Annotated in this window: 19 protein-coding genes and 1 pseudogene; 12 read left to right on the plus strand and 8 right to left on the minus strand. The window is 60.8% G+C overall.

What is annotated here, in order from left to right; translation table 11 throughout:
- Positions 1-143: 143 nt before the first annotated feature.
- Positions 144-968: a glycine zipper 2TM domain-containing protein gene (locus tag AAAK34_RS02475; RefSeq protein WP_231696593.1), complete on the plus strand. Its 825-nt coding sequence runs from the start codon at positions 144-146 to the stop codon at positions 966-968.
- A gap of 13 nt (positions 969-981) precedes the next feature.
- Here AAAK34_RS02475 and AAAK34_RS02480 read toward each other — a convergent pair whose 3' ends face one another.
- Genes AAAK34_RS02480 through AAAK34_RS02500 form a run of 5 tightly spaced genes read right to left on the minus strand, consistent with a single transcriptional unit; the run spans position 982 to position 4,741 of the window.
- Positions 982-1,287, minus strand: coding sequence for a chaperone modulator CbpM (locus AAAK34_RS02480; protein ID WP_231696594.1), 306 nt, complete (start codon positions 1,285-1,287; stop codon positions 982-984).
- A 12-nt stretch (positions 1,288-1,299) separates the two neighbouring features.
- Entirely contained in the window at positions 1,300-2,268 is a 969-nt protein-coding gene (locus AAAK34_RS02485) for a DnaJ C-terminal domain-containing protein (RefSeq protein ID WP_231696595.1), read from the minus strand.
- A gap of 34 nt (positions 2,269-2,302) precedes the next feature.
- Entirely contained in the window at positions 2,303-3,238 is a 936-nt protein-coding gene (locus AAAK34_RS02490; RefSeq protein WP_231696596.1) for a DMT family transporter, read from the minus strand.
- Positions 3,235-3,741 carry a flavin reductase family protein gene (locus tag AAAK34_RS02495; protein ID WP_231696597.1) on the minus strand — a complete coding sequence of 169 codons (507 nt, stop codon included), beginning with the start codon at positions 3,739-3,741 and terminating at the stop codon, positions 3,235-3,237. Before AAAK34_RS02495 ends, AAAK34_RS02490 begins: the two co-directional genes overlap by 4 nt.
- Before the next feature lie 40 nt (positions 3,742-3,781).
- Positions 3,782-4,741, minus strand: coding sequence for a LysR family transcriptional regulator (locus AAAK34_RS02500; RefSeq protein WP_231696598.1), 960 nt, complete (start codon positions 4,739-4,741; stop codon positions 3,782-3,784).
- An 86-nt stretch (positions 4,742-4,827) separates the two neighbouring features.
- On the opposite strand from AAAK34_RS02500, the gene AAAK34_RS02505 reads away from it, so the two are divergent.
- The 3 genes and pseudogenes from AAAK34_RS02505 to AAAK34_RS02515 all read left to right on the plus strand — a co-directional run bounded on the left by AAAK34_RS02505 (position 4,828) and on the right by AAAK34_RS02515 (position 8,869).
- Positions 4,828-6,180, plus strand: a complete 1,353-nt coding sequence (locus AAAK34_RS02505) for an aspartate aminotransferase family protein (RefSeq protein ID WP_231696599.1) — start codon at positions 4,828-4,830, stop codon at positions 6,178-6,180.
- 512 nt (positions 6,181-6,692) lie between these two features.
- A complete protein-coding gene (locus AAAK34_RS02510) occupies positions 6,693-8,210 on the plus strand; it encodes a CoA-acylating methylmalonate-semialdehyde dehydrogenase (protein ID WP_231696600.1) in 1,518 nt (505 codons plus the stop codon).
- Between the two features lie 21 nt (positions 8,211-8,231).
- A pseudogene (locus AAAK34_RS02515) lies at positions 8,232-8,869 on the plus strand (response regulator transcription factor).
- Positions 8,870-9,007: 138 nt separating this feature from the next.
- Here AAAK34_RS02515 and AAAK34_RS02520 read toward each other — a convergent pair.
- Complete coding sequence (locus tag AAAK34_RS02520; protein WP_231696602.1) at positions 9,008-9,196, minus strand: hypothetical protein; 189 nt, start codon at positions 9,194-9,196, stop codon at positions 9,008-9,010.
- On the opposite strand from AAAK34_RS02520, the gene mltA reads away from it, so the two are divergent.
- The gene (gene mltA, locus AAAK34_RS02525) at positions 9,129-10,367 is read left to right on the plus strand and encodes a murein transglycosylase A (RefSeq protein WP_431777705.1); all 1,239 of its coding nucleotides are present in this window, start codon (positions 9,129-9,131) and stop codon (positions 10,365-10,367) included. The genes AAAK34_RS02520 and mltA overlap by 68 nt on opposite strands.
- 11 nt (positions 10,368-10,378) lie before the next feature.
- A complete protein-coding gene (locus AAAK34_RS02530) occupies positions 10,379-10,945 on the plus strand; it encodes a hypothetical protein (RefSeq protein WP_431777706.1) in 567 nt (188 codons plus the stop codon).
- On the opposite strand, the gene AAAK34_RS02535 is transcribed toward AAAK34_RS02530, so the two are convergent.
- Entirely contained in the window at positions 10,858-11,820 is a 963-nt protein-coding gene (locus AAAK34_RS02535) for an ankyrin repeat domain-containing protein (protein ID WP_431777707.1), read from the minus strand. The genes AAAK34_RS02530 and AAAK34_RS02535 overlap by 88 nt on opposite strands.
- Before the next feature lie 448 nt (positions 11,821-12,268).
- Between AAAK34_RS02535 and AAAK34_RS02540 the strand changes: the two genes are divergently transcribed.
- Together AAAK34_RS02540 and AAAK34_RS02545 are read left to right on the plus strand one after the other, a co-directional pair.
- Entirely contained in the window at positions 12,269-13,459 is a 1,191-nt protein-coding gene (locus AAAK34_RS02540; protein WP_431777708.1) for a PAS domain-containing protein, read from the plus strand.
- Positions 13,459-14,724: a putative bifunctional diguanylate cyclase/phosphodiesterase gene (locus tag AAAK34_RS02545; RefSeq protein WP_431777709.1), complete on the plus strand. Its 1,266-nt coding sequence runs from the start codon at positions 13,459-13,461 to the stop codon at positions 14,722-14,724. The genes AAAK34_RS02540 and AAAK34_RS02545 overlap by 1 nt, the downstream gene beginning before the upstream one ends.
- A gap of 244 nt (positions 14,725-14,968) precedes the next feature.
- Here the strand turns inward: AAAK34_RS02545 and AAAK34_RS02550 are convergent, their stop codons facing one another.
- Positions 14,969-15,448 carry an Lrp/AsnC family transcriptional regulator gene (locus AAAK34_RS02550; protein ID WP_231696607.1) on the minus strand — a complete coding sequence of 160 codons (480 nt, stop codon included), beginning with the start codon at positions 15,446-15,448 and terminating at the stop codon, positions 14,969-14,971.
- A gap of 232 nt (positions 15,449-15,680) precedes the next feature.
- Between AAAK34_RS02550 and AAAK34_RS02555 the strand changes: the two genes are divergently transcribed.
- The 4 genes from AAAK34_RS02555 to secF all read left to right on the plus strand — a co-directional run bounded on the left by AAAK34_RS02555 (position 15,681) and on the right by secF (position 22,825).
- A complete protein-coding gene (locus AAAK34_RS02555) occupies positions 15,681-19,286 on the plus strand; it encodes an indolepyruvate ferredoxin oxidoreductase family protein (protein ID WP_231696608.1) in 3,606 nt (1,201 codons plus the stop codon).
- Between the two features lie 170 nt (positions 19,287-19,456).
- A complete protein-coding gene (gene yajC / locus AAAK34_RS02560; RefSeq protein WP_231696609.1) occupies positions 19,457-19,789 on the plus strand; it encodes a preprotein translocase subunit YajC in 333 nt (110 codons plus the stop codon).
- A gap of 181 nt (positions 19,790-19,970) precedes the next feature.
- Positions 19,971-21,860, plus strand: a complete 1,890-nt coding sequence (gene secD / locus AAAK34_RS02565) for a protein translocase subunit SecD (RefSeq protein WP_231696610.1) — start codon at positions 19,971-19,973, stop codon at positions 21,858-21,860.
- A 14-nt stretch (positions 21,861-21,874) separates the two neighbouring features.
- Positions 21,875-22,825, plus strand: a complete 951-nt coding sequence (gene secF / locus AAAK34_RS02570) for a protein translocase subunit SecF (RefSeq protein ID WP_231696611.1) — start codon at positions 21,875-21,877, stop codon at positions 22,823-22,825.
- The last annotated feature ends 74 nt before the right edge of the window (positions 22,826-22,899 follow it).

Genomic DNA, 22,899 nt, shown 5'->3' on the forward strand with positions numbered 1-22,899 from the left:
ATGTGCGCCGGGGCAGTTACAGCTTTTAAAACTGTTATTGCTTGTGAATAAGGCGTAAAGGCAGTCAGCCGTTGGCCCCACGGCGCGTTGAAGTGGGGGGTAATCAGTCGAGCAATTTTCTGCTTGGCCCCGGAAGAATAGCCATGAACCTCACTACCTTTTCCGTTCGCACCCTCGCGGTGACGGCAGCCATGCTCGCGGGTGCGACGTCGGCAGGGGCCCAGTCCCTGGTCACTGCCCGCGTGCTGTCATCCATGCCGGCGTGGGAAGCCGTGCCGGTGCAAGGCTGCGCGCCGGGCTACTCCGCCACGTCGGGTGTCGGGGCCATTGTAGGCGCCGTGATCGGTGGTGTGGTTGGCAACGCCTTTGGCTACGGAGATGGGCGGGCGTTGGCCACTGCGGCGGGGGTGCTGGGTGGCGCTGCCCTGGGAAACACCGCAGAGGCCCAGCAGCGCTATGCCGGCGGGTGTGCCACGCGCTATGAGAACCGCGTCACCGGTTACGACGTGAGCTACGAAATCGACGGTCAGCGGTATCAAGCCCGCATGGCGGGCGACCCGGGAGCATGGGTGCAGGTGCCTGCGCCCTCGGGATATGGTGGTGCTGCGTATGGCGAGTATGGAGCGTACAACACGCCTGTTGGCGTACCGGCGTATCCGGCCGCTACGCAGCCTGAGGGCGGTTATTACTATCCGGCTCCTTTTCCTGGTGCGGGACGTCTGCCCCCCGGCGCGGTGGTTACGGCGCCAATGTATCCGGCGACCTACCCGCCACCTTATCCGGTCGCGGCTCCTCAGGTGGTCTATGTTCCCGCGCCACCGCAGCCGGTTTATAGGCCGCAACCGGTGTACATGCCGCAGCCGGTCTATGTGAATCCGGTAGGGGTCACACTCTCCGTGGGCGGGGTCGTTGGCGGCCACCGCGGACGGGGTTCGCGCGTTGGCTGGGGAATTGGTCTGGGGTTTTGACCGACCAACAGGTTCAAAGTCCCTGAAGTCTGCGGCGCAGCATAGCCACTTCTTCCATCAGGTCCGCGGTCAGGGCGGCCAGTTGGGGGTCGGCGTCAAATGCGTGTTCCAGATGGGCAATGCGGCGGGCCCGCACCAGGGTGGTGCTGGTAAAACGCCACTCGGCGGCAGCTTGACCAGCGGTGGGTTGCAGCACGCCGGCTTCGACATGAGTAACCACCCATTCGGGCTCCTTGCGGGCGCAGCGGGCGATGTCGTCCACGGTGAGCGCGTCGTCGAGAAGTTCGACCAGGGTTTCGTGTGCAGGGGTCAGGCTCATTTGTAAAGGCTCCTACGCGCTACGTGGATCGAAGCCAGGGTAGGCCGCAGCGAGTGCTTTCCAGGCCTCTCGCTGCGCATCGGTCACGGCGCCGGGAACAGCCGGCTCCAATTCCAGGTACAAATCGCCCGGGGCGGTGGATGAAGGGATGCCGCGCCCCTTTAAACGCAGCTTGCGGCCAGAACCTGATCCGGGTGGCACGGTGACCTCGACGGTCGCGCCGTCCGGCGTCTGAACTCTTACCCCGGCCCCAAGAGCCGCCTCCCAGGGGGTGACGCGCAGCCGCTGGGTAACGTCCCGGCCTTCGATGCGCCAGCGCGAGTCGGGCTTGAAATGCACCTCCAGTAGCAGATCGCCTGCCGGGCCGCCGCCAAAACCAGGGCTGCCTTGTCCGGCCAGGCGGATCAGCTGGCCTTCTTTCACGCCTTTGGGAATCTTTACTTGAAGCGCACGGGTTTCGGGCACCACATGGCCGTTTTGATCCATGCGCGCGGCTTGCAAATGGATCGTGCGCTCAGTCCCGCGGTAGGCGTCGATCAGGTCCAGCTCGATCTTGGCGTGATGATCGTTTCCACGCATCTGTGAACCCGCCCCATGGGGGCTGCCTCCGCGTTGGGATCGGGCAGCGCGGCCGAACAGGTTTTCAAAAAACTCGCTGTAATCTGCTTCGCCGCCATTGCCAGCACCGCCATTGCTGAACTCGAAACCAGTGTCCCAGCCCGGCGGAGGTCGCACATCGTCACCAGAGCGTGCTCCGCGTGCCCACGCCTGAGCTCCTACGGTGTCATAGGCTGAGCGCTTCTCCGGGTCGCCCAGCACTTCGTTGGCTTCGTTGACCTCGGTCATGCGCTTGGCGGCGTCAGGTTCCTTGCTGACGTCCGGATGGTACTTGCGGGCCAGCTTGCGGTAGGCCTTCTTGATCTCGTCGGCGCTGGCGCTTTTGCTTACACCGAGGATTTGGTAGTAGTCCTTGAACTCCATAGACCCAATGGTAATGAAAGCCGCGGTTCTTCGCTCAGTTTTCTATCTTTGCGGCTGACGGCTTCCGGTTGACCAGCACCATGCCTACGGCAACCAAGGCCAGTGCCACCACCAACTGCAGAGTGATAGTCTCACCAAGCCATAGGGCGCCGAACAACAGGGCGAACAGAGGAGTAAGAAAAACGAACGCAGACACCTTGGTGGCCGGGTAGCGCGAGAGTAGCCACATCCATGCCAGATAACTGGCAAACGCGCCGACCACGGTCTGCAGTGCGATGGAAGTTGCAGCGAACGAGCTCCATTGCCATTGCCAACTCTCTCCCAGGGCCAATGACAGTGCTGGCAGAGTGGCTGCACTGACCGCCACCTGGTACATCAGTGTTCGCTCGGCGGAAATGGTGGAAAGCCGTGTGCTGCGGATCACCACAGTCGTCAAACCCCAGAACAGACCCGCCGCCAGACCCAGCAGGTCGCCTCGCCAGGTCCGCCCAGCGCCGCCCTGGGAAAAGCCGTCCCACAGCGCGACGATCACCGCCACGAACGCGCAGGCCAGACCCAGCCATTGCCGAGGCCGCAGGCGCTCCGTCGGAACGAAGAGAGGCACCAGCAGCGCGACCCAGAAAGGCGAGGTGTACATGAATACTGTGAGTCGCGACGCCGTGGTGTACTGCAGGCCTATGTTCATGCAGGTGAACTCCAGCGCAAACAACGCTCCGGCGAGCAGGCCGGGCACGAGCGTGCCACCGGTACCCCGCAGCGGTATGCCGCGCCAGCGGCACCACAGCCAAAGCAAGATGGTGGCGCCCACGAACCGCACCGCCGCCTGGAAAATCGGCGGTAATTCTGGCAGGGTGGCCTTGACCAACACTTGCTGAAAACCCCAGAAAAAGCAGCAGAGCAGCAACAGGCTGACAGCCTGCCCATCCAGATGCTCGCGGCGCGACGTATGCATGGCGGTCACATCAGTCATAGCGGGTGTTCGGTGTAGAAGCGCCCGCCATGAAACAGCAGTGGTGAAGCGCCAGGGCGATGGGTGCAATGCTCCACCTTGCCTACGAAGATAACGTGATCGCCCTCTTCGTAGCGGCTTCGGTTGAAACACTCGAAACTGGCTGCGGCGCCTTCGATCAGAGGAGCGCCGGCAATGCCTGGCCTCCAGTGGACCCCTTCCCACCGGCTACGCGACGGGGTCGCAAAACGCAGTGCCAATTCTTGCTGGTCAGCTGCCAATATGTTGATGGCGTAGTGAGTGCCCGCGCAAAAAATCGGCAGAGATTTGGATCGCAGACCCAAGCTCCATAGCACCAGCGGAGGTTGAAGGGAGACCGAATTGAAGGAGTTGGCGGTCAGGCCGATCGGCTCACCCGTGTCGCCAATGGCGGTCACGATGGTTACGCCAGTGGCGAACATGCCCAGCGCAGTGCGAAATTCGGGGGCTGAGAAAGCAGCAGGCGTGGCGGTGCGAGGCGACATGGGGAATCTGGGAAAGGAGCATGATAGCCGGAGGCTGTGTTCAGGGTTCAGCGTGCGAACGCTGGTGGGCCGACAGCAGGCAGCCATGAAAGGCCAGGGCCGCGCGGGAAGGGGCTGGCGAACGGCGCAGCACACTCACAAAATCGCAGGCGTACTGCAGCAGGTGTGGGCGCACCGCGCGCATCTGCCCGCGCTGCACGAAGGCGTCTGCATAGTGGTCTGGCAAGAAACCTAGAAAACGCCCGGAGAGGATCAAGGTGGCGATAGCTTCCTGTTCGAAAGCTGTCGCGCGGCGTTGCAGGTGCCGACTATGCGCCAGTTCCATGTTGGGAGAGTGGTAGCCCAGGCCGGCAAAATCGCGCCGGGCCTGCAAGGATGGCCAGTCCAGGGCGTCATGCTCCGAACTGAAAAGCGGGTGGCCGGTGCCGCAATACAGGTGCATGGTTTCGCCGAACAATCGGTCGTAGCGCAGGCTGGCCGAGGTGCGGTGCGAAGGAATGATGCCCACGGCGAAGCTGCCATCCATCACGCCGCGCTCAATGGCCTGGATGCTGTCCACGTGAAGGTGCAGCTTTACGTCAGGCGCTTGCGCAGTGAAGTCGGCTATGGCGGTATGAATGTGCGCATCGGGGTTGCTGGCGGTTTTGTCGAACAGCGCAACCGCCAGCGTGCCGCCCATGCGCTGGTGAATGTCGTCAACGCCCGCACGGAACCCGTCTACAGCGGCCAGCAGGCGCAGAGTCTCGTCGTATACGCGCTCACCCTCCACCGTCAGGGCGAAGCCGGCACGACCTCGGCGGCACAGGGTGAGCCCCAGACGCGTTTCCAGATCCTTCACGTGGCGGCTGACAGTACTGGTGCCGATGTTCAGTTCCAGCTCGGCGGCAGTGAAGCCTCCGCAATCCACAACCGCCTTGAAAACCTGCAGCAACCGTAGATCCATGTCGCTGACCTGGCCCAGCAAGGCGCGTGCGCGGGGAGCATGGGTTTTTACTTGCATTATTTGGCAACTAAACTTGAATATTTGCTTATTTGAACGATTAAACCTTATGTCCACAATGCTTGCATTCATAAGGAGATTTCGTCATGAGCGTGATCACAGCCCCCAAAATTGATGCCGTTCGCCAAGATGCCGCCTGGCTTGAAGCGCACTGGATGCCGTTTACTGCCAACCGACAGTTCAAGCGCGATCCGCGCATGATCGTTGGGGCACAGGGCGCCTATTTCACAGATGCCGACGGACGGCAGGTGTTCGATGGCCTTTCCGGCCTGTGGTGCACGGGCCTCGGGCACGGCCGGCGCGAGATCGCCGAGGCCATCGGTCAACAGGCCGCCAGGCTCGACTACTCACCGGGCTTTCAGTTTGGCCACCCGCTTTCCTTCGAACTGGCCAACCGCATCAAGCGCCTGACGCCTGAAGGTCTCGATTACGTTTTTTTCACCTCCAGCGGGTCCGAATCCGCCGATACCGCGCTGAAAATGGCGCGCGCCTACTGGCGCCTGAAGGGGCAGGGCAGCAAGCAACTTCTGGTGGGGCGCGAGAAAGGCTACCACGGGGTGAACTTTGGCGGCATTTCCGTGGGCGGCATGGTGGCCAATCGCAAGCTCTACGGGCAAGCCGTGTCGGCTGATCACATTCCCCACACGCAGCCGCCGATGGGCAGCTTCGTCAAGGGGCAGGCGGCCGAGGGCGGCAAAGCGATGGCCGACAAGTTGCTGGACGTCATCGCTTTGCACGATGCCAGCAATATTGCAGCCGTGATTGTTGAGCCCTTCAGCGGCTCGGGCGGTGTCGTGGTGCCTCCGGTAGGGTACTTGGAGCGCTTGCGCGAAATCTGCACGCAGCACGACATTCTGTTGATTTTTGATGAGGTCATCACCGGTTTTGGCCGTTGCGGCGCCATGACCGGCTCCGAAGCCTTCGGCGTGACGCCCGACATCCTCACCTTCGCCAAGCAGGTTACCAACGGCGTGCAGCCGCTGGGCGGCGTGGTGGCCAGCAAGGGCATTTACGACACTTTCATGGCTGCCGGCGGGCCGGACTACATGCTCGAATTCGCCCACGGCTACACCTACAGCGCGCACCCGGTGGCCTGCGCCGCTGCTCTGGCGGCGCTCGACCTGCTGGAGGCCGAAGACGGCCCGGGACGCGTCAAGACACTGGCTCCGCATTTCGAATCTGCGATTCACAGCCTCAGAGGCGCCAAGCACGTCGCTGACATCCGCAACTATGGTCTGGCGGCCGGTTTGACCATCAGCGCCTTGCCAGGCGAGCCGGCCAAGCGGCCCTATGAAATCGCCATGCACTGCTGGAAGAACGGCTTCTACGTGCGCTACGGCGGCGACACCATCCAGCTGGCGCCGCCTTTCATCAGCGAAAGGGCTGAAATCGACCGGCTGGTGAGTGCCCTCGGCGACGCGCTGAACGCGACGGCCTGACGACAGACTCCCGGTCTTACGGTACTTGTCACACCTTGTAGGAGCGGCTTTAGAGGCTGTCGTTAAAGTGGTTGGTGCAGCAGTGGCGATTGCCCCCTCTCCTTTCGGGAGAGGGTTGGGGTGAGGGAGCGCGCCCAAAGACAGTCTCAGATCATGCGCCGCTGCCCTCACCCTGGCCCTCTCCCGGAGGGAGAGGGAAGAAAAACGAGGCCGTTTTGCGACACCCTCATGAGACACAAAACTTTGAAAGCCCAAAACGGCCTACATCGCCTCTGTCTTTGTAGGAGCGGCTTCAGCCGCGAAGGGCCACCGTCACCCATGTCGCCTTTTGCTCCTAAGGAAGCCATTCGCGGCTGAAGCCGCTCCTACAAGGAAGACCACTGTTTCTCCACGAACGCCGGGCGCCCCAAGGGCCTTTGAAGCTCTAAGGCCTCTCATACAACAAATTGGTGTGTCGGGTCCGAATAAGCCGCATTACTGTTTTGATATTTCTACTTAATCCAAGACTTCCCATGAACCGCGATAAACCTGTTACCGAAACCATTGGTCACCTCATTGACGGTGAGCTTGTCCACGACGCCGCACGCACGCAAGCGGTCTTCAACCCGGCCACCGGACAGGTGAGCGGTCATGTAGAGTTGGCCTCCAAGGCGACCGTCGAGAAGGCTATCGCGTCTGCCGAGAAGGCCTTCCCTGAATGGCGCAATACCCCACCGCTGAAGCGGGCACGGGTGATGAGCCGCCTCAAGACACTTCTGGAAGAAAACGCCGACCAGATCGCGCGCCTGATCACCAACGAACACGGCAAGGTTCTCAATGATGCGCACGGCGAATTGCAGCGCGGCATCGAGAACGTCGAGTACGCAAGCTATGCGCCCGAACTGCTCAAGGGCGAGCATTCGCGCAATGCTGGCCCTGGCATCGACTCATGGGCTGAGCATCAGGCGCTGGGGGTGGCGGCGGGCATCACGCCGTTCAACTTTCCCGCGATGGTGCCGCTGTGGATGTGGCCTATGGCCGTGGTCTGTGGCAACACATTCGTACTGAAGCCTTCCGAGCGTGATCCAAGCAGTGCGCTCTTCATTGCACAGTTGGCTCTTCAGGCCGGCCTGCCACCCGGCGTATTGAACGTGGTGAATGGCGACAAGGAGGCTGTGGACACCCTTCTGCACGACACCCGCGTCAAAGCCGTCAGCTTTGTAGGCTCCACACCCATCGCTGAATACATTTATTCAGAAGGCTGCAAGGCTGGCAAGCGTGTGCAGGCCCTGGGAGGCGCCAAGAACCATGCCGTGGTCATGCCTGATGCTGACATCGCCAATGCCGTGAGCGCCATGATGGGTGCGGCCTACGGCAGCTGCGGAGAGCGCTGCATGGCGGTTCCTTTGATCGTGTGCGTAGGCGATGAGGTGGCAGACCAGATGATCGCGGGTCTGCAGACCGAGATTGCAAAGATGAAAGTCGGCCCAGGCACCGACAACGGCAACGACATGGGTCCGCTGGTCACCAAACCGCATTTCGAGAAGGTCAGGGGCTATGTTGACCAGGGTGTGGCCGAGGGCGCCGAGTTGCTGGTAGATGGCCGCGGCCTGAGAGTGCCAGGTCACGAAGATGGCTATTTCCTGGGGCCCTGTCTGTTTGACCACGTCAAGCCCGGCATGAAGATCTATCAGGAAGAGATTTTCGGGCCTGTGCTGGGCATTGTGCGCGTGAAGACCCTTGAGGAGGGAATGAAGCTCATCAATGATCATGAGTATGGCAACGGCACGTGCATTTTCACTCGCGATGGCGAGGCGGCGCGGTATTTCACAGACCACATTCAGGTCGGCATGGTGGGCGTGAACGTGCCACTGCCCGTGCCGGTGGCCTACCATTCATTTGGCGGCTGGAAGCGCAGCCTGTTCGGTGATCTGCACGCCTACGGCCCGGACGCCGTGCGCTTCTACACCAAGCGCAAGACCATCACCCAGCGTTGGCCTTCCGCCGGTGTTCGTGAAGGGGCTATGTTCAGCTTTCCGTCGAGCCGTTGAGCAGCCTCATAAAATGGGCGCATGACGCGCCTATGTGACGCCACTGTTTACATCATCGACGACGACGCCATTGTCCGCGAGGCCATGGCGTGGTTGTTGCGCTCGCGTCGGCTGCTTTCGGAGTCATTCGATAGTGCCGAAGCGTTTGAGCGCATGCTGGACGGGCTGCCCGCCGGGGCTGTGCCCCCACGCGACCAGGCTGCATTTTGCTCGATGTGCGCATGCCGGGCATGAGCGGCTTGGCCTTGTTTGACCGCTTGGTCGAGCGTGGCATCACGAAGGCCTGGCCGGTGATCTTTCTCACGGGGCATGCCGATGTGCCCACCGCAGTCGACACCGTGAAGCGCGGTGCCTTTGATTTTTGCGAGAAACCGTTTTCAGACAACGCGCTCGTCGATCGAGTTGAGCACGCGCTCACGCAGTCCACTGAGCGGGTAGCTCAGCTGGTCGAGCGGCAGGCTGTGCAGACACGCGTGGCAGAGTTGACCGAGCGCGAACAGGGCGTGATGCAGCTCGTCGCCGCCGGACGCCCGAACAAACTCATCGCCGATGAACTCGGCATCAGCGTACGCACCGTGGAAGTCCACCGAGCCCGCGTGTTCGAGAAAATGGACGTCAAATCGGCCGTGGAACTGGCCAATTTGCTGCAGAGAGTTTAGTGTCCTGAGTTGGAAGTTCGTTGAACAAATCCGACGAGAATCGACCCCGTGCGGTGTTGTGGAACCTCGCGATGCGACTTGGTATCACTGTGTTTCGCGTCGCATTGGCTCACCGTTTGCGTGCGGTTGAATTCGTGCTTACTTTTTTGAGGCGGAATCCTCCGGGTCGGATTGACTTTCCGAGGCATGTGACACCTCCCGTGCAGCCTCGGCTTGGTCGTGGTGGCCTGGCAGTTCACCTTTTTTGCGGCCGGAGAACATGGTCCACCACACGATGAGCACAAACAGCAGACCCGCGCCGAGTGCTTCCAGCAGAATTACGCCCATGAATCGATTACTCCGGTTTCTTTGTGCAGCCTGCATTGTAGGAATGCTCGCCAGTTGTGCCACCAAGCCACCTCCCGAGCCCGCCAAGCCTCCAGCGCCCACCTTGCCTGATGCGCAGGTTCCGCCGGTGGTTGATCCGGGAGACGCGGCGCCGCTGCCGCCTCCGCGCCAGACCGCGCGCAGCCGCTGGGTGCCCGTGCGCTGGGCTGAGTTGCCGGGCTTCGAGCAAGATGCCACGAGCGAAGCCTGGAACGCGTTCATCAAAAGCTGTGAGCGCCCCGGAGCCACCTTTGCGCGCCTGTGCAGCGAAGTGCGGCGCCTTTCTCTGGGTACGGATGCTGAGCGTCAGCAGCGGCTGCGCGCGCGGCTACAACCCTACCGCGTGGAGCCCTTGGCTGGCCCCAGCGCGCCGGGCTCCGAGGGGCTTTTGACCAGCTACTTCGAGCCTGTCTACGAAGCATCGCGCGTTCCACGCCCGGGCTTTGGGGCGCCGATTTACCGCGCACCTCCCACACTGGGGCAGCGCAAGCCCTGGTTCACACGGCAGGAGATGGATGTGCTCCCCGAGGCTCGCGCTCAACTGGCTGGCCAGGAACTGGTCTGGCTGGCAGACCCGCTAGACGCGCTGATCCTTCAGATCCAGGGCTCCGGCCGGGTGAATGTGTTGGAGCCTGACGGCAGCCGGCGCATGGTCCGTCTGGCTTTTGCAGCCACCAACGATCACCCGTACCGCAGCCCGGGCAAGTGGCTGATCGACCAGGGGATGCTGCGTGGCGATGTGACTTGGCCCGGCATACGCAACGCACTGTTGGCCAACCCGCATTTGCAGCAGGATTTCTTGTGGAGCAACCCGCGCATGGTCTTCTTCCGTGAAGAAGCGTTGTCGCCTCTTGATGCGCAGTTCGGCCCTCGAGGTGCCCAGGGCGTTCCCTTGACTCCAGGGCGCTCGATAGCTGTCGACCCCCAAAGCATTCCCTATGGCACGCCGGTCTGGCTGGCCTCGCAAGGCCCAGTGGCCAATCTTCAGCGTTTGGTGCTTGCTCAGGACACGGGCAGTGCCATTGTGGGTGCAGTGCGTGCCGACTATTTTGCCGGCTGGGGGCCGGAAGCGGGGGAGTTCGCCGGTCGCATGAAGCAGACACTGCGCTTGTGGGCCCTTTGGCCCAGATGATTTTTATACCGGTGTCGACGCAATCCCGCACGCTCTTGGCGGCGCTCCTCATGGGAGCCATGGCAGGCTGCGCCGCGATGCGTGATGCACCCCGGCTTACTTTTCTCTGCGCCAACGACCTGCGCTTTGAAGCCCGCCTTTACCAGGATATGGCCATTCTCGAAGGCTTGCGTGGGCATGCGGTTTTGGCGCGCAAGACCGGTGAGGCCGAAGCTGGCCCCAGCTACACCGATGAGACAGTGCACGCGCGGTTCGGTCTTGGCGTCGACGGTCGACTGGCGCGACTGGACTACACCAGCATTCCCGAACCCGTGTACTGCGAGCGCATCCTGGCGCCGGGAGAGGATGCGTCGGTCGAGGCCGCTGCGCGTGAAGGCCCGCGCCCCCTCCTCCGCCGCCTGATCCCAACGCACCCATTCAAACCAATATCCGATCGGGGCAGGGACCGGTCGACGGCGGTTAGGATTCTTTTTCGGTTTCTGGCGCGGCCTCAATCAATCGGTAACTCCGCAGCATGCAAAGCCTTGGCCACCCCCTCGAGATCCAACTCGGTTGCGCGGGTGAGTACGTCTGCGTAGCTGATCTCGGCATCGTCAAATCCTAATAGTCGCGCGATCATCTCGAGGTCGTCATCCGTAGCTAGCGCACCAGCGTCCAGCAATTGGTCCATGGCCTTCAGAGCGTGGTGCTCGCCTGCCAGTGTCAGCGCGGTTCCGTATCCGGGCGTGGATACATTCACATCACCCCCGGATTGGTGCAGCGCGTTCGCCAGAAGCGCGACTACATCCCACCTTGCCATGTAAGCCGCCCTGGTCAGCGGCGTGAAACCATACTCGTTGGCAGCATTCAGGTCGCCGCCCGATTGCAGCAGCCCCTCGATCAGCACTTCTGCTGCCTTCTGGTGTCCTTTGTAAGCGGCTTCCAGAAGTGGCGTGAATCCGTACTTGTTGGGGGCATTGAGATCGCCTCCAGAGTGCAGAACGGCCTCGACCAGCAGCGCCACGACTTCATGATGACCCTCTCGCGCAGCGACCGTGAGCGCGGTGTCGCCATGCGTGTCCTGCGCATTCATGTCCACCCCCGCCCGATCAAGCATTTCCAGCAGTTCGATCACTTTCTCGCGATCGTTCTCGCCGGCGGCCATCTTCAGGGCGGCCAAACCGGCACGATGGTCAGGGGCGCCTCCTCTCAGCAACTCAAGCAGCCCGTCCAGATCCCAGCGCTGGATGGCATCGGTCACGGCGATTGATTGGGTAGCGGATTGGAATGCGCCGGCAAAGCAGACATCTCGCTTCGCCTCATCCTGCCGGTGCCGAGGGGCTTCTCCGGTGGCGTTGGCCGGCATGGGGTGCTCAGGATGGCGTGGCACCAAGCTGATGCTGTTCAGCTCGGATCCATACAGAGGCACTTGCCGATGGTCTGTGCAAAGGGACAGCTTCTGGGCATGGGGCATATCAATTTCGATGCTTGTTGTGGGGGGGTGTCCGAAAAATAGGTGTGTGTTCTCGAGCTGGCGAAGATCCTTGTGCGAATCTGCTTCGCTGGCCGTGAAGAAGTTCCGCTATCGCGTTGAGGGACGCCAGGTGACCTCTGAAAACCCTATTAATAATAAATCAAAAGTATTCATCATAGAGGGATTTTTTTGTCTTGTCTCGACGTGCGGTCTTTGCTTCAACGAATCCGGTCATCGCCCTCGTTGAAGATGATGGGAAGTTCCGTGCCAATGTTCATGCAGTAACTGTAGTCGCTTCAAGAATAATTTCTTTGTATTAAATGGGTTCAGCTGGCACTGTTGTTGAATAAAGAAATTTATTTCGTCACTGAATGAAAGAACTTGAGCATTGAATGATTGCATGGCATAAATGAAATCGATTTAAATTTCATATAAAACTGAGGAGACCATGCTATCTGTTCCAGCTTCTCGCCGCTCGCCGCTACTCAGTGCGATGCGCTCACTTGGGATGGGGCATTGGAGTTGCCAGGCAGCTGAGCGTCGGCTGGTATTGAGCGCCGACGCCGCCGCGATCATGGGCATGGATTGCGCCATTCCATCTTGCCTGGACGATCTTTTTTCTCATTTCGTCGCGGAATCGGCAGAGCGCTTGAAGAATGCATTCCTCGCGTGCCTGGGTAGCGGCACACCAATTGATGCAGAGGTGCTGCTTGCATCACCGCCTGACAGATCGCGCTGGGTGCGTTTCGTCGGCGAATCCGTCCCAGACACCGAGAATGAAACCGGCGAGATCCACGGTGCCGTACAAGACATCACGACCTACAAGAGGGTTCGGGAAGAAACTCTGCGGCTGACCATGCGGCTGACGACCACGCTGGCCAGTATTACCGAGGCCTTCGTGACCGTGGACCGCCAGGGACGACTCACGCACGTCAACCGGGAGAGCGAAAGGTTGCTGGTGCGAACGGCCGGCCAGTTGTTGGGCAGGCCTATTTTCGAGTTGCTCGATGGCGAGGTTCAGGGGCTGTTGCGCACGCAGATCGAGAATGCGTTGGCAGGCAACCAGCGCACGGAGTTTGAAGATTTCTACCCCGAGCTCGACAAGTGGCTCGAAATCCGCATCCACCCCTATGCGGAGGGCTTGGCGATGTACCTGCGCGACGTGTCCGAGCGCCGGCAGTCGCAGAACCAGTTGACGCTGCTGCGAATGGGTATCGAGCGGATCAACGACATTGTCGCGGTTGCCAGGGTGGGCGGGGTGGGGGTCAGCGACGCAAGCATCTCGTTCGTTAACGATGCCTTCGAGCGCCAGACCGGATTTTCCCGCGAGGAAGTCATCGGGCATCCGCCAGATATTCTGCGCCACGTGATGGGCGAAGACTTGGTGAAAAGCCTTGCCCAGGAAGCCATTGAGCCGAATGCACATACCCTGTTGCGCCGGGAGGTGCTGCTGCGACGCCGCGACGGCACCACGTTCTGGATGGATCTGGACGTCGTGCCTGTGCACGATGACCAGGGTCAGCTCACCCACTGGATGGCGGTGGGGCGCGACGTGACCGAGCGCAGGCTGGCTGAAGAAAAATCCACCACCTTGCTTTTTTCGACTCGCTCACCGGCCTCCCCAACCGCCAGTTGTTGATGGAGCGCCTGGAAACAACCCTCAATGATTGCGCGTTCACTGGCCAGGAAGGGGCCTTGATGTTCATCGACCTTGATAACTTCAAGGTGCTTAACGACACCATGGGCCACTCACACGGCGATCTATTGCTGCAACGTGTGGCCGAACGTTTGGCGCAATGCCTTCGCAAATCGGACACCGTGGCGCGCATTGGGGGCGACGAGTTCGTGATCCTGCTGCAAGACTTGGGCGTTGATCCTGACGTGGCCGAAGCCAAGACGAATGCCGTGGCCGCCAAGATCCTGGCCAAGATGAGCGAACCCTTCGAGTTGGGCGACGACTACGTGCACTACAGCACTACCAGCATCGGAGTAACGCGGTTTGGCGCTGGGCGCGGAGAGGTCAGCGAACTGCTCATGCAGGCCGATCTGGCCATGTATCAGTCCAAGGACATGAATGGCAACACGATTGCCTTCTTCAATCCGGCGATGCAGGACTCCATTCATGCCAGCGCGGCACTCAGCGCCGATCTGCGGGCGGCTATGCAGGCAGGCGATCAGTTCAGCGTCAATTACCAACCGCTGTTCGACCGTGTGCGCCGAGTTGTTGGCGTGGAGGCATTGCTGCGCTGGCGACATCCGGTGCGAGGCATGATCAGCCCGACGGAGTTCATCCCGGTCGCAGAAAACACGGGCCTAATCCACTCCTTGGGCCTGTGGGTGCTAGAGCAAGCCTGCGCCCGCCTGGCGGCTTGGGCGCGCAACTCGCATACGGCGCAACTAGGCATCTCGGTCAACGTCAGCGTACGTCAGTTCCGCCACCCCGAGTTCGTCAACCAGGTGATGTCCACTATTTCTCACTACCGCGTGCAGCCTCGTCTGCTGCGTCTGGAGTTGACGGAGAGCCTGTTGATTGACCGGCTGGACATTACTTTGGCCCGTATGCATGCGCTCAAGCAACTGGGCGTGAGCTTCTCGCTGGACGATTTTGGTACCGGCTATTCGTCGCTCTCCTATCTCAAGCGACTGCCTTTGGATCAGTTGAAAATCGACAAGAGCTTTGTGGCCGACTTGCTGACCGACCCGAGCGATGTCGCCATTGCCCGGACAGTCATAGAACTTGCACACAGTTTGCGCTTGCCGGTGGTGGCCGAAGGGGTGGAAACCGAAGCGCAGTACGAGTTCCTGGTGGAGTGCGGATGCGACCGGTTTCAGGGGTTCCTGCTGGCCAGCCCGATGCCGGCCAATGATCTCGAAACCTTTATACAAGGCCAGATGCTGCAGTGAGCGGAGGCCTGGCCTGGTAGTTCAATCCGAAGTCAGCCTGGATGCTCTTCAGCCGACGTTCAACCCAGATTTCCCATTAGGGCCTGGGATGGCAGCGAGGGCAGTTGCGAGGCAGTTTGGTCCCGACTGAGGAGCCCATAGCCGTAGCTATGGGCGACGAGGAGGGGCCGAAATGACCGCAAATGCACCGCTGACGCCCAGGCAGCACCGAAGGTGCGCCTAATGGAAAATCTGGGTTCAAGGTTTAGTTTCTCTTCAGATGTGCCAGCGGCAAGGTGCCGACTGCTTTTACCTCGCCGAGAGAGAAGCTCGTGTGCAAGTCTTTTACGCCGGGTAGGTTGAGCAGCACATCGCGCGCAAATTGGCTGAAAGCGTCCAGGTCGCGGCTCACCACTTGTAGCTCGAACGTGCCGGAGCCGCTAATGTAATGACACGAGATGACTTCGGGCAGGTGGCGGATGTGCACTTCCAGTTCGCGCGTCACGCTGCCCGCATTGCGCTCCGCGTCCAGTCGCACGAAGGCCAGCACACCCAGGCCGATCTTGTGGCGGTCAATTTCAGCTCGGTAGCCGCGGATGATGCCGGCCTCCTCAAGCGCCCTGACCCGCCTCCAGCATGGCGCGGCAGAAAGCCCCACGCGCTGAGCAAGTTCGGTGTTCGTGAGCCGCCCATCAGCTTGCAGGTGCTGCAAGATGGCCAAGTCATAAGAATCAAGTGTTTCCATTTATGCCTGATTTTAGAAAGAATATTTCCTTTAGGGCCTTGATAACGGGTTGCAAAGAAAACACTTATCGCTGCAGGCGGCATACACTTTGCTTTTACACGGCGCAGCTCTCGCCCGGTGTTCTGCAGGCATGGAATCAGACGCAACAACAGCGCTTTCTGGCTGCATTGCCTCCAGGCTGGCGGGTGTAGCACACCAGTCGAGGCCGCGCCCGCACGAAGGAGACACCACAATGAATGCCCCACTACCCGAGCACATTCGCAAGGCGCTGGAAACCGTCACGCTTGATGACAAGTACAGTCTGGACTATGGTCGTGCGTTCATGAGCGGCGTGCAGGCGCTGGTCAAGCTGCCCATGCTGCAGCGCCAGCGCGACGCGCTCGCGGGCAAGAATACAGCCGGCTTCATCAGTGGCTACCGGGGCTCGCCACTGGGTGGCTACGATCAGGCCCTCTGGAAAGCCAGGCAATACCTGCAGGCCCAGAACATCGTCTTCCAGCCTGGTGTCAATGAAGAGCTCGCGGCCACTGCTTTGTGGGGCACGCAGCAGATGGGTTTCGCGCCCCCCGGCACCAACAAATTCGACGGCGTGTTTGGCATCTGGTATGGCAAGGGTCCGGGCGTGGATCGTTGCTCCGACGTGTTCAAGCATGCCAACATGGCGGGCACCACGCCTTGGGGCGGCGTCATTGCAGTGGCGGGCGACGACCATGTGGCCAAGAGCAGCACCGCCGCACATCAGAGCGATCACATCTTCAAGGCCTGTGGACTGCCGGTATTCTTCCCGGCATCGGTGCAGGACATTCTGGATCAGGGGATACATGCCTTTGCCATGAGCCGGTATGCGGGTGTCTGGGCTGGCATGAAGACCATCCAGGAGATCGTCGAATCCAGTGCCACCGCCATGATCGATCCCGAGCGGGTGCAGATTCGGCTGCCAGAAGATTTCGAAATGCCCCCGGGTGGGGTGCACATCCGTTGGCCCGATGCGGCCCTGGAACAGGAGGCGCGCCTGTTCCACTACAAGTGGTACGCCGCTCTTGCATACATACGTGCCAACCGGCTCAACCACAACGTCATCGAGGGGCCGCATGATCGCTTCGGGATCATTGCCAGCGGCAAGGCCTATAACGACACCCGCCAGGCGCTGATGGACCTCGGCCTCGATGATGCCACCTGCCGCCAGCTCGGCATCCGCCTGCACAAGGTCAACGTCGTGTGGCCCCTGGAAGCGGCGACCACACGCGAGTTCGCCACCGGCCTGCGCGAGATACTGGTGGTCGAGGAAAAGCGCCAGGTGATCGAATACCAGATCAAGGAAGAGCTCTATAACTGGCGGGCCGACGTGCGCCCCACGGTGGTGGGCAAATACCACGAAGGGGGTGAGGGTGATTTCAGCGGGGGCGAATGGTCGCAGGCAAATCCCACGGCCAACGAGCTCTTGCGTGCCAACGCCGATCTTTCGCCCGCGCTGATTGCACGCGCGATCGCGCAGCGGCTGAAAAAGCTGGGCCTTGATGCCGACATGGCCGCACGCATTGATCGCCAGCTTGCCATCCTCGACGCGTCTGAGCGAAACCTGAAGGCCCTGGAAGTGTCGGGTGCGGGGGCTGATCGCCAGCCCTGGTTCTGCTCCGGGTGTCCGCACAACACCAGCACCCGCGTGCCAGAGGGTTCGCGGGCCATGGCGGGTATAGGCTGCCACTTCATGACCATCTGGATGGATCGGGCCACCGTGGGCTTCACGCAAATGGGTGGAGAAGGCGTCCCTTGGGTGGGGCAGCAGCCGTTCAGCAAGGAGCAGCACGTTTTTGCCAACCTGGGCGACGGTACCTATTTTCACAGTGGTTCGCTCGCCATCCGACAGTCGATCGCCTCGGGGGTGAACATCACCTACAAGATCCTCTACAACGACGCGGTGGCCATGACAGGGGGCCAGCAAATTGGCGAGCGGCCGGAGGGGCTGTCGGTGATCCAGATCGCGCAGAGCATGCGCGCAGAGGGCGCAGCCAAGATCACAATTGTGACGGACGAGCCTGAGAAGTACCAGCATGCGCGCGAGCATGGCCTGCCCGATGGCATCGAGATCCAGCACCGCGACAGGCTTGACGCCGTGCAGCGAGAGTTCCGGGAAATTGCGGGCACCACCGTCATCATCTACGACCAGACCTGCGCCACCGAAAAGCGCCGCCGCCGCAAGCGCGGCACCCTGGAAGACCCCGCTCGGCGCGTGATTATCAATGAACTGGTCTGCGAGGGCTGTGGCGATTGCAGCGTGCAGAGCAACTGCCTCAGCGTGGAGCCGCTTGAGACTGAATTTGGTCGCAAACGCACCATTAATCAGAGCACCTGCAACAAAGATTATTCCTGTCTGAAAGGCTTCTGCCCGAGCTTCATTACCGTGGAGGGTGGAAATCTCAAGAAAAAAGCCAAGGAAAAATTCAGCGCTTCACCTTATGAACTGGGCGCGCTGCCGGAGCCCGAACTTCCATCCATGCCCACCGCCTATGGCATTGTGGTGGCGGGGGTGGGAGGCACAGGTGTCATCACCATTGGGCAGTTGCTCGGCATGGCCGCGCATATAGAAGGCAAGGGCATCGTCACGCAAGATGCGGCAGGCTTGGCGCAAAAAGGAGGTGCCACCTGGAGTCATGTGCTGATCGGCAACGCGCAGGACGACATTCGCACCACCCGCGTGGGTATGGCCGCCGCCGACCTGGTGATCGGCTGCGACCCGATTGTTTCGGCAAGCAAGGAAACCGTGCTGCGCATGCGCGAAGGTCGCACGCATGTGGCGCTGAACGTGCACGGCACCCCCACGGCCGCCTTCGTGCGAGACGGGGCATGGAGTAACCCGGCCGAGCAGTGCGCTGCCGATATCGTCCGCGCTGTGGGTCCCGGCGGCTTCAGCGGCTTCGATGCCGACGCCGTGGCCAGTCGCCTGATGGGAGACACGATCTATATCAACCCCATGATCCTGGGCTACGCTTGGCAAAAGGGTTGGGTGCCGCTTGGCCGCGAGGCGTTGATGCGCGCCATGGAGCTCAATGCGGTTCAGGTGGAAAACAACAAGACCGCCTTTGAATGGGGGCGCCAGGCTGCGCATGATTGGGGGCGCGTCGAAAAGCTTCTGGGTCAATCTGGTGGCGCGCAGGTGATCGAATTCAAGAAGCGCGAAACCCTGGAGTCCATCGTGAAGCGCCGTGTGGAGTTTCTCACCGGCTACCAGAACGCGGCTTATGCCGAGCAGTACCGTGCCTTCGTGGCACGGGTACAGCAGCAGGAAGCTCCGTTGGGCAAAACGACTCTGAGCGAGGCCGTGGCCCGCTACCTGTTCAAGCTCATGGCTTACAAAGATGAGTACGAGGTTGCCCGCCTGCATACCGATCCGGCCTTTCTGGAGCGGATCAACGGCATGTTTGAGGGAGATTTCACGCTCAACTACCATTTGGCGCCGCCCATGACAGCCAGCCGCAATGACAAAGGCGAACTGGTCAAGAAAAAATACGGACCCAGCATGCTGCGTAATTTCCGTTGGCTGGCTCGGCTGCGGGGCTTGCGAGGCACGGCCTTCGACATTTTTGGCAAGACCGAAGAGCGCCAGACTGAGCGCGCGCTGATCCAGCAGTATCGCGCCAGCATGGAGGAGGTGCTGAAGACGCTGAACGCTCAAAACCACGCTGTGGGTGTGGAAATTGCCCGTATCCCCGAGCAGATCAAGGGATACGGCCACGTCAAGGAGCGCAACCTGAAGGCTGCGCGCATTCGGTGGGATGAGTTGCTGACCGCCTACCGTAACCCTGTGGAGCCGGGTTCGGGGCGCCAGCAGGCGGCGTGATTAAGGGGCGGTAGGCGGCCTGATTAGTGGAGCCGGCAGATTGCCGGCTCCCAACCGCCACAGGCCAGCATAGAATAGCAAGTTCCCTTGGAGTGCCCGCGAAGGGTGCTTTCGCGCGAGCGTCTTAACCTCGTGCGTCCATTTCACCCCCTTTTCCCAGGAGTTCGCTGGTGTTTATTTCCAATGCTTTTGCCCAGACCGCCCCAGCCGCTGCAGCGGAAGGTGGCATGACTTCCTCGTTGATGAGCATGCTGCCGCTGCTCTTGATGTTCGCGGTGCTTTATTTCATTATGATCCGTCCGCAAATGCGCAAGCAAAAGGAGCATCGCGCCATGATCGACGCTTTGGCCAAGGGCGACGAGGTGGCCACCGCTGGCGGCCTGATGGGCCGCGTCACAGGCATCTCCGAAGGCAGCCTGACGCTGCAGATCGCCAATGGCGTCGAAGTGCAGATGCAGCGCAGTGCCGTGGTACAGGTGCTGCCCAAGGGAACCATTAAGTAAGCTGCAGAGTCTCATCGACTCACGCATTTTTCGGCTTTGCGTTTCGCGTTTCGCGTTTCGCGTTTCGATTCCAGTTTCCACCTGCTCCTGGTACTTTGCTTCACTACCTTGTATTGAAGCGAAGTACCGATCCTGTTGCTGCCCCGGCTGCCTTGGCTGCCGATAGTTCGAGTCTCTTCCCATGAACCGTTATCCGTTATGGAAATACGCCGTCATCGTCGTCGCGTTGCTGGTGGCGGCTATCTACGCCCTGCCCAATCTGTTCGGCGAGGCCCCGGCAGTGCAGGTGTCGGCTGGCAAGACCTCCACGAAGATCGACACTTCTACGCAGGAGCGCGTTGAGCAGGCGCTGAAGGCAGCCAGCCTGGAGCCGGACATGATCACGCTGGACGCCGGCTCGGTGCGTGCGCGGTTCACCAATACCGACGACCAGCTCAAGGCCAAGGACGCGATCCAGAGCGCTTTGGTGCCAGACCCATCCGATGCCGCCTACATCGTGGCACTCAACCTGGTGTCACGCTCGCCCGCCTGGCTGTCAGCCTTGCATGCCAAGCCGATGTACCTGGGCCTTGATCTACGGGGCGGGGTGCATTTCATGCTCCAGGTGGACATGCGCACGGCGCTGACCAAGCGACTGGATACGCTTGCCAGCGACATCCGGTTGGCACTGCGCGAGAAGGACGTGCGCCACGGCGGCATCAGCCGTGAGGGCCAGACCATCGAAATTCGGGCCCGCGATGCGGCTACGCTGGAGGCAGCGCGCCGCGTGATTACCGATCAGCTCACTGATCTGCAACTTACCCCTGGCACCGGCTCCGACCCCACGCTGGTGGCCACCTTCAAGCCTGAGGCGCTGCGCAAGGTGCAGGATCAGGCCATCAAGCAGAACATTACCACCTTGCACAACCGGGTCAATGAACTGGGCGTGGCGGAACCAGTGATTCAGCAGCAAGGTGCCGACCGCGTTGTGGTCCAGCTGCCTGGGGTGCAAGATACCGCCAAGGCCAAGGATATCCTGGGTCGTACCGCCACGCTGGAAATGCGGCTGGTCGACGAAAGCGCCGAAGGCCAGGCGGCCGAGCTCAGCAACGGCCCCGTGCCTTTTGGATCCGAGCGATTCATGCAGCGCGACGGCCGCCCTGTCATTGTCAAGCGTCAGGTCATCATCACAGGAGACAGCCTGACGGACGCCCAACCTGGGTTTGATTCTCAGACGCAGCAGCCCAAGGTCGATCTGACCGTGGACGCCAAAGGTGGCCGCATCATGCGCGACACCAGCCGCGAGAACCTGAAAAAGCGCATGGCCATCATCTTGTTCGAAAAGGGCAAGGGCGAGGCGCTGACCGCGCCGGTCATTCAGGGCGAACTCGGCAACCGGTTCCAGATTTCTGGCTCCATGACCGTCGCAGAGGCCAACGACCTCGCGCTGCTGCTGCGCGCCGGTTCTCTGGCCGCGCCTATGGAGATCATCGAGGAGCGCACCATTGGACCGAGCCTCGGTGCGGAAAACATCAGCAAGGGCTTCAACAGCGTGTTTTGGGGCTTCGTCGCTATTGCGATCTTCATGATGGTCTACTACGCGCTTTTTGGCGTGTTCTCGGCCATAGCGCTTTCATTTAACCTGCTTTTGCTGGTGGCCACGCTCTCCATGCTACAAGCCACGCTCACCTTGCCTGGCATGGCGGCGATGGCACTGGCGCTGGGTATGGCAATTGATGCCAACGTGCTGATTAACGAGCGTATTCGCGAAGAGCTGCGCGCTGGTGCCTCGCCGCAGGGGGCTATCTTCGCTGGTTATGACCGCGCCTGGGCCACCATTCTCGACTCCAACGTCACTTCGCTGATCGCAGGTTTGGCTCTGCTGGCATTTGGATCTGGCCCGGTTCGAGGTTTCGCCGTGGTGCATTGCATCGGTATTCTTACCTCCATGTTCTCGGCCGTGTTCTTCTCACGCGGGTTGGTGAACCTTTGGTATGGCGGTCAGAAGAAGCTCAAGTCTGTGTCTATCGGCACCGTGTGGCGGCCCGAGCCTGAGGCGCAAGCGTTGGAAAAACCCGGGAAGTCAGCGTAAGGGAAGACCAAGTCATGGAATTTTTCAGGATCAAGCGGGACATCCCGTTCATGAAGCACGCGTTGATTTTCAACGTGATTTCTTTCCTCACCTTTGCACTGGCCGTGTTTTTCCTGGTCACTCGTGGGCTGCACCTGTCGGTGGAGTTCACGGGCGGTACCGTCATGGAGGTCGCCTACAGCCAGCCCGCCGACCTGGTCAAGGTGCGTGAAACGGTGTCCTCCATGGGCTATGGCGAAGTGCTGGTGCAGAATTTCGGCACTTCCCGCGACGTCATGATCCGCTTGCCTGTGCTCAAGGATCAGACCTCCGCACAGCAGAGCGCTCAGGTGCTGGAAGCGCTCAGAGCGGTCACGCCCGATGTCGAGATGCGCCGTACGGAATTTGTGGGGCCGCAGGTGGGCCAGGAACTGGCGGTTGACGGCCTGAAGGCGCTCGCCTTCGTGATCATTGGCATCATGATCTACTTGGCGGTGCGCTTCGAGTGGAAGTATGCGGTGGCCGGTATCATCGCCAACCTCCATGACGTCGTGATCATCATGGGCTTCTTCGCGTTCTTTCAGTGGGAGTTCTCGCTGTCGGTGCTGGCGGCTATCTTGGCGGTTCTGGGTTATTCGGTGAACGAGTCGGTGGTGATTTTTGACCGTATCCGAGAGGCTTTCCGGCGCTTTCGCAAGATGACCCCCATTGAGGTCATTGACCATGGCATTACTGCCAACATCAGTCGCACTATCATCACCCACGGCTCCACGCAGGTGATGGTGCTGGCGATGCTGCTGTTCGGTGGCGAGGCGCTGCACTACTTTGCCATGGCACTGACCATTGGCATTTTGTTCGGCATTTATTCCTCAGTGTTCGTGGCGGCAGCCATTGCCATGTGGCTGGGCGTCAAGCGTGAGGACCTGATCAAACCGAATCGCCGTGACGGGGATCAGAATGATCCCAATGCGGGCGCCGTGGTGTAACGTCTTCCTGGGAGACCACCGTTTATGGAGCGCCGAAGTCGAAAACCAAGGCCCTCGTGTTTGCCGCGTGCGAT

Origin of the sequence: Ottowia caeni (genome assembly GCF_050821495.1) — a bacterium.
GTDB lineage: Bacteria > Pseudomonadota > Gammaproteobacteria > Burkholderiales > Burkholderiaceae_C > Ottowia > Ottowia caeni.

Coding starts and splice junctions, on each gene's coding strand:
- AAAK34_RS02475 (WP_231696593.1), top strand. CDS start 144: ATGAACCTCACTACCTTTTCCGTTCGCACCCTCGCGGTGACGGCAGCC.
- AAAK34_RS02480 (WP_231696594.1), bottom strand. CDS start 1,287: ATGAGCCTGACCCCTGCACACGAAACCCTGGTCGAACTTCTCGACGAC.
- AAAK34_RS02485 (WP_231696595.1), bottom strand. CDS start 2,268: ATGGAGTTCAAGGACTACTACCAAATCCTCGGTGTAAGCAAAAGCGCC.
- AAAK34_RS02490 (WP_231696596.1), bottom strand. CDS start 3,238: ATGACTGATGTGACCGCCATGCATACGTCGCGCCGCGAGCATCTGGAT.
- AAAK34_RS02495 (WP_231696597.1), bottom strand. CDS start 3,741: ATGTCGCCTCGCACCGCCACGCCTGCTGCTTTCTCAGCCCCCGAATTT.
- AAAK34_RS02500 (WP_231696598.1), bottom strand. CDS start 4,741: ATGCAAGTAAAAACCCATGCTCCCCGCGCACGCGCCTTGCTGGGCCAG.
- AAAK34_RS02505 (WP_231696599.1), top strand. CDS start 4,828: ATGAGCGTGATCACAGCCCCCAAAATTGATGCCGTTCGCCAAGATGCC.
- AAAK34_RS02510 (WP_231696600.1), top strand. CDS start 6,693: ATGAACCGCGATAAACCTGTTACCGAAACCATTGGTCACCTCATTGAC.
- mltA (WP_431777705.1), top strand. CDS start 9,129: ATGGTCCACCACACGATGAGCACAAACAGCAGACCCGCGCCGAGTGCT.
- AAAK34_RS02520 (WP_231696602.1), bottom strand. CDS start 9,196: ATGGGCGTAATTCTGCTGGAAGCACTCGGCGCGGGTCTGCTGTTTGTG.
- AAAK34_RS02535 (WP_431777707.1), bottom strand. CDS start 11,820: ATGCCCCATGCCCAGAAGCTGTCCCTTTGCACAGACCATCGGCAAGTG.
- AAAK34_RS02540 (WP_431777708.1), top strand. CDS start 12,269: ATGCTATCTGTTCCAGCTTCTCGCCGCTCGCCGCTACTCAGTGCGATG.
- AAAK34_RS02545 (WP_431777709.1), top strand. CDS start 13,459: ATGGAGCGCCTGGAAACAACCCTCAATGATTGCGCGTTCACTGGCCAG.
- AAAK34_RS02550 (WP_231696607.1), bottom strand. CDS start 15,448: ATGGAAACACTTGATTCTTATGACTTGGCCATCTTGCAGCACCTGCAA.
- AAAK34_RS02555 (WP_231696608.1), top strand. CDS start 15,681: ATGAATGCCCCACTACCCGAGCACATTCGCAAGGCGCTGGAAACCGTC.
- secD (WP_231696610.1), top strand. CDS start 19,971: ATGAACCGTTATCCGTTATGGAAATACGCCGTCATCGTCGTCGCGTTG.
- secF (WP_231696611.1), top strand. CDS start 21,875: ATGGAATTTTTCAGGATCAAGCGGGACATCCCGTTCATGAAGCACGCG.